This window comes from Nocardia sp. NPDC060220, from assembly GCF_042727815.1.
In the GTDB taxonomy this organism is placed as follows: Bacteria; Actinomycetota; Actinomycetes; order Mycobacteriales; family Mycobacteriaceae; genus Nocardia.
Genome location: NZ_JBHWZY010000434.1, coordinates 1 through 5,758 on the forward strand (window position 1 = coordinate 1; position 5,758 = coordinate 5,758).

General features: G+C 68.0%; 8 protein-coding genes. All 8 read right to left on the reverse strand.

Annotated elements, in window-relative coordinates:
- Window positions 1-541 (reverse strand): DegV family protein (locus ACFWF3_RS21660; RefSeq protein ID WP_379315038.1); only part of this gene is annotated, 541 nt, incomplete at its 3' end.
- 3 nt (window positions 542-544) lie between these two features.
- Window positions 545-2,251 carry a diglucosylglycerate octanoyltransferase gene (octT, locus tag ACFWF3_RS21665; protein WP_379315039.1) on the reverse strand — a complete coding sequence of 569 codons (1,707 nt, stop codon included), beginning with the start codon at window positions 2,249-2,251 and terminating at the stop codon, window positions 545-547.
- On the reverse strand, window positions 2,241-2,900 hold the full coding sequence (locus tag ACFWF3_RS21670; RefSeq protein ID WP_101463961.1) for a histidine phosphatase family protein: 660 nt from the start codon (window positions 2,898-2,900) through the stop codon (window positions 2,241-2,243). The genes octT and ACFWF3_RS21670 overlap by 11 nt, the downstream gene beginning before the upstream one ends.
- Window positions 2,897-3,313, reverse strand: a complete 417-nt coding sequence (rsfS, locus tag ACFWF3_RS21675; RefSeq protein ID WP_056821472.1) for a ribosome silencing factor — start codon at window positions 3,311-3,313, stop codon at window positions 2,897-2,899. The genes ACFWF3_RS21670 and rsfS overlap by 4 nt, the downstream gene beginning before the upstream one ends.
- A gap of 46 nt (window positions 3,314-3,359) precedes the next feature.
- A complete protein-coding gene (gene nadD / locus ACFWF3_RS21680; RefSeq protein ID WP_101463962.1) occupies window positions 3,360-4,001 on the reverse strand; it encodes a nicotinate-nucleotide adenylyltransferase in 642 nt (213 codons plus the stop codon).
- A gap of 44 nt (window positions 4,002-4,045) precedes the next feature.
- Window positions 4,046-4,969 carry a hypothetical protein gene (locus ACFWF3_RS21685; protein WP_379315040.1) on the reverse strand — a complete coding sequence of 308 codons (924 nt, stop codon included), beginning with the start codon at window positions 4,967-4,969 and terminating at the stop codon, window positions 4,046-4,048.
- A gap of 239 nt (window positions 4,970-5,208) precedes the next feature.
- Window positions 5,209-5,550, reverse strand: a complete 342-nt coding sequence (locus ACFWF3_RS21690; protein WP_358071889.1) for an MmcQ/YjbR family DNA-binding protein — start codon at window positions 5,548-5,550, stop codon at window positions 5,209-5,211.
- 11 nt (window positions 5,551-5,561) lie between these two features.
- Window positions 5,562-5,758: VWA domain-containing protein (locus tag ACFWF3_RS21695; RefSeq protein ID WP_379315041.1), on the reverse strand; the 197-nt coding region annotated here is incomplete at its 5' end.

The window sequence follows — 5,758 nt, forward strand, 5'->3', positions numbered from 1 at the left end:
CCAGTTCACTGCCGAAGAACGCTGCGGCGCTGCTCAGCCTGCCACCCTTGCGGAGTTGCTCGGTGCGGTTGACCAGGATGAACGTGCGCGAACGGGTCGCGGCCGACACTGCGCGCTCGTAGACATCGTTCAACGCCTCGCCTGCCCTCGCCTTACGCGCGGCGGCCAGCACGGGCAGACCGGTCGCCAGGCCTGCCCCGAGCGAATCGACAACGCGCACACGATCTTCGGCGCCCATGTCGCGCACCGCCTGGCGGCCCGACTCCCACGTCGCCGACAATCGGCGCGACAGATGGACGGCCACGACACCGTCGCCGTCGCTGAGGCTCAGCGCTCGTTCGTAGGCTTCGCGCAGTTCTCCGGGCGAGGCGGCCGACGTGGTGACCGAGTCGGCGGTGTAGTCGATCTCGATCGGGTCGACGCCTTCCCGGATCTCGTGCTCACCGACGAGCACATGCAAGGGCACCACTTCGATGCCGAGCTCGGCGACGAGATCGGCGGACAACCCCGCCGCCGAATCGGTCACCACCACAACGGCCACGGACTACCGGACCTCCTGCAGCGCCTTCGTCATCGCCGTCGCCACCGCCGCGTGCCCGGCCCAGCCCCAGTGGATGCCATCCGGGTTCGCCGATCCCGACTCGATGTCGTCGCGCACGGCCTCGCCGAGGTCGACGAGCGGCACCGACGTACGGCCCGACCACGCCTGCAATGCCTTGACCGCCCGCGCCCTGCCCCGGTGGACCCGCCCGTAGGCGTCGCACTTGTGGACCGACGGCAGCACCGCCACGACAGGCAGCTCCGGACGCAGATGATTCAGCGCGGTCCGCGACTGCTCCAGGTAGTCCACGCTCACCTTGGGCGGAAGGGCAACCGGGCGACCGAGTTTCGACAGCTTCGGCTGCAACCAGTTGTAGGACGCCCGCACGCCACGGCGCAGACGCGGCGGACGGATATAGCGAATCATCTCTCGCAGCGCGGTGGGCAGCGGGGACGGCAACGTGTCCATGCCTCCGACGGCGAATACGACCGCCCCGGCGCGCGGCACCGCGGCCCACACGCGCGGATCTCCGATCAGCGCCCAGTAGGCATCGCGACAGGTCCAGCCGATCCGGGCGATCAGTTCGACGTCCCAATCCAGTTCCGCGGCAACCATATTCGGCCAGATCCGTGGATCATCGGCAGGCAGCCCGCCCTTCGGCCCGTAGTAGGCGAGCGAGTCGGCGATCACGAGCAGCACTGGACGCGGTGCTGCCGACTCGACCGGCCTGGGCGACACGACTTCCTCGACGAGCAGCGAACCGGAGATCTCCGCAGCGCCCGATTCACCGGGCGAGACAGCAGGTTTCGCGGACACCTCGACCACGGGATCCGCGACAGGGGTTGCCGAGGATGTCAGCAAGCTGTCCGCGATATCGAGGTCCACGTCCGGAAGTGCGGCGGGAGGATCGACCTGCGCATCAGCAGTACCGGTTTCGACGGCGGTCGCCACCTCAGCCGAAGAAACTTCGGACGAGGTAGCGGCATCGACCTGAACCGGATCGGTCGCCTCCGGCCGGAGTGGTTTCGGCGCAGCCGTATCCGTAGATCCGGCGGCATCCACGATCGACTCGGCGACTGCCGGGTCATCGACGAACGGCTCCGTGGACTTCTCACTGCCGGCAGCCGATACCGCATCCGCAGCGGCGGCGATATCCGCAGTGGACTGGGCGGTAACGGTCTGTGCAGCACCGGAATCCGCATCGCCGAGTTCGTCTGTCGAACCGTCATCTGCGACAACATCCACCGATGCCGTGGCACCGGAAGTCTCGCTGTCCGCTTCCTGCACAGCGGAACTGGATGCGACGTCGACAGCGCCGCGTGCGGCCTCGGCATCGTCACCGATCGAGGTCACCGCACTATCGCCGTCGACACTGCCGTCTGGGGAAACATCGGCGGTCGGGGACCCTGAATCTGCTGTCCCCGAGCCGGACTCGACGACGTCTGCCGCCGAGTCGACCGGCTCGGGTTCTGCGACGACCGGCGGGGGCACCGGGCCGAACAGGGCATCGGGCAGCGATCGCGCGCTGCGTGCGGTGACCTGCTTGAAGAGCTCATCCGGTACCGAACGGATCGGCTCCTCACGCTCTGCGCGCGCGGGCCGAGCGGGTGGCGGACCGAATAGCGCGTCCGGCAATTGCCGTCCGGCTTTGGCCGTCACCTGCTGGAACATCTCATCAGGTACTGATCGGTCGGGCTCTTCATTGGACATCGGGAGCTACCTTCGCCGCTGCGTTCCACACATCGAGGCGCCAGCCGGGTCGATCGATGTCCGGGCCGTGGCTGGAAAGCTGCACCCAGCTGGTATTGGCCAGCCCACCCAGGGCAGGCCAGTTCTCCGGTGGCAGTTCCAGCAACGCGGCCGTCAGAGCAGCGATCAGCCCGCCGTGCGCAACCAGGATGATAGTCCGACCGGGCCAATCCTGCCGCTCGTTGTACAGTTCGCGCACCACAGGCAGGGACCGGGCACCCACCTCGAGCTTGCTCTCGCCGCCGGGCGGTGTGTAGGTCGCATCGAGACGCCACTGCACGCGCGCGCCGGGGTAATCGGCGTCGACTTCGAGGTGGGTCAGGCCTTCCCAGTCGCCCAGGTTGGTTTCGCGCAGCCGCGGATCGGTGATGACAGGCAGATCGCTGATGTCACCGAGTGCCTGCGCGGTTTCCTTGGCGCGACGCAGATCGGAGGCGTGGATCGCGATGGCGTTGCGTGAACCCAGTTCGCGCGCGGCCTCTTTGGCCTGCTGGCGACCGAGTTCGGTGAGATCGGTGTCGATCTGACCCTGCATCCGGTCGGCCGCGTTCCATTCGGTCTGCCCGTGCCGCAACAGGATCAGGTTGCGCACATGGGCGTACTTGCTCACTCGTTGATTCCCTCTACCTGCGCGTCGTCGTCCGCGGCCGGAGTCGGGAGTGCGGCGATGCCTTCGACGGGAACCGCCGGGCAGTCACGCCACAGGCGCTCGAGTGCGTAGAAGTTGCGCTCGTCGTTGTGCTGGACGTGCACGACGATATCGACGTAGTCGAGCAGCGCCCAGCGACCCTCACGGGTGCCTTCGCGACGGACCGGCTTGTGGCCGGCTTCGCGCAGCTTGTCCTCGATGTTGTCGACGATCGCGTTGACCTGGCGCTCGTTGGGCGCCGACGCGATGACGAAGCAGTCGGTGATCACCAGCTGCTCGGAGACGTCGAGGACGACGACATCGGTGGCCAGCTTGTCGTCGGCGGCGAGTGCGGCGACCGTGGCCATCTCGATCGCTTCGGTAGAGGCACTCATACGGTCTCCTCCTGCGGGGTCAGACCCTCGCTCATGTGGCTCAACGTCAGCTACCTTCCGTTCCTGCGGGCACGTAGAGGTGCCGCTTCGATATGTACTGCACCACGCCGTCGGGGACGAGGTACCAGACCGGCCGACCCTCCGCGGCGCGGCGGCGGCATTCGCTCGACGAGATGGCCAGCGCGGGGATCTCGACCATCGTCACGGCGTCGGCGGGAAGGTCCCGCAAATGCTCCTCGAGATGATCGGTGTTCAGTTCGTAACCCGGTCGGCTCACCCCGACGAACTTCGCCAGTTCGAACAGTTCGGTCCAATCCTGCCATGTCAGGATGTTGGCCAGCGCGTCCGCACCGGTGATGAAGTACAGCTCCGCGTCGGGATGCGCGTTTTGCATCTCGCGCAGGGTGTCCACCGTGTAGGTGACCTTGTTGCGTTCGATGTCGGCCCGGCTGACGGAAAACCTCGGGTTGGACGCGGTGGCGATGACCGTCATCAAATAGCGATCCTCGGCGGGGCTGACCTGCTTGTTGACCTTCTGCCACGGCTGGCCGGTCGGCACGAAGATCACTTCGTCGAGCTCGAACCGGTTCGCGACCTCGCTCGCCGCGACCAGGTGGCCGTGGTGGATCGGGTCGAAGGTGCCGCCCATGACGCCGAGCTTGCGGCGCGGCCGAGCTGTTTCGTGCATGAGGTCTGAGCTTAATCCGGCCCATGGGATCGAGGCGGACCGGACTACTCCGCGCCATCGCGACGCTCGCGAGGTCCCGACGCCTGCGCGCACATCTGCGCGAACTGGGCACGGGTGCGTTTCAGCTCCTCGACGAGGTGTGCGGCCGGCTCGGCGGCTACCCGGCGGTCCAACTCGGTCAACAACACGTCGATCGTTACCCACCAAGGCCCACGCACACGCCCCTGCGGTCCGCGCAGTTGCAACCAGGCGGCGGCACGCAGGCAGCGGGCCCGCGGCACGATCTTGTCCTGTTCGCCCCACAGGCCCGCGGCGCGCAGGTAGCCGCCGAGCGCCTCGGTCTCCTGTCCACAGCACTCCCGGGCGACCGCGGCCGACCAGACCAGATCGGCATGGCGGCGGCGCAACGAGGGCATACCGCCGATCAGCCGTGCCGCCTCGGTGAACTGCCAGGCGGCCTGGCGGTAGCGACCGACGTGGTTCAGCGATTCGGCGAACTGGGCACGTACCAGCGCGAGCTCGGCAGGTGGGTAGCCGACAGGGCCGGTGAGCAGTGGGCGGTCGAAGGCGACCACCGCTTCGCCGTGCCGACCCGCACGATGCCAGGCACGACCCGCGACCAGCCACAGGTGGACCGCGTCCGCACACGAGATCGGCTGCCAACAGGCAGCGGCCGAGGCGGCGGCGCGGGCTACGTCGCGGTCACGGCCCGGCTGGGCGGCGACCGCGGTCACCAGCTGCGTGCGCATCGCGGCGAGTTCGCGCCCGGCCAGCTCACCCGCGCCGACAACCAGCGCCCGACGCAGCTGCTCCTCCGCTGCCGCGGGAGCGTCTGCCAGCCGAGCGGCGGCGATACCGGCCAGTCGCCGCGCCGCCCGAGCCCCTGAACCCGGCGCCAGCGGACCGGCATCCGCACCGAACGAACCTGCCGCGAGCACCGTGGCCTGCCCTGCGCCGACCGAACCCACCTCGAGGCCACCGGCCGGCGGAAGGTGAGGTTCTTCTTCTCGAAGCGAATCGTTCTCGTTCGCGAACGCATCGTTCACCGGGCGGAGCTCGCCGACCGCGCGAGCGCACAGCCCGGCAGAACCACCACTGCATCCGATATCCGTCGATCGGATCGCTCGTCGTCGCGCGACGCCCCTGCCAGCATGGGCGTGATCTTGGTAGCCGTGCCATGTGAGCCGCTTAACGTCGGCTGAAGTACTCAGGCGGTGGGGCGCTTCGACTTCGGGAGCTTGGCGACGACCGCGTCGTAGGAGGCGTCGATCAGTTCGCGTAGTTCGTCGTCCGGCACCGCGCCACCGACGCGGATGCTGTTCCAGCCGTAGCGGCCGATGTAGGCCGACACGGTGACGTCGTCGGGGTAGATGTCGACCAGCTCGTCGGCTTCGGTGCGGTCACGCCCGCACTTGAGCCCGATCGACGTGCCCGCGCCGAGGAACGCGAAGACTTTGTCGCCGACCTTGGCGACGGTGTCGCCCTCCCACGGCTCGTCCTCCCAGGCGCCCGGTTTGGCCAGGCAGTAAGCCAGGACGTCGACACTCATCGTCAGCTCCTTCAGACGGGCAACAGTCGGGAGACCACCTCGGTCAGCTGCCGAGCTGATCGGCATTCGTGCATCTCGATCACCGAACCGTAGTCGCGTGCCGCTGAATCGCCTGTCCCCCACAGGTTCTGGGGTTCCGGATTCAGCCAGTGCGCGTGCCGGGCGGTGCCGACCAGTTCGCGCAGGGTATCCAGCTGCCGGTTGCGGT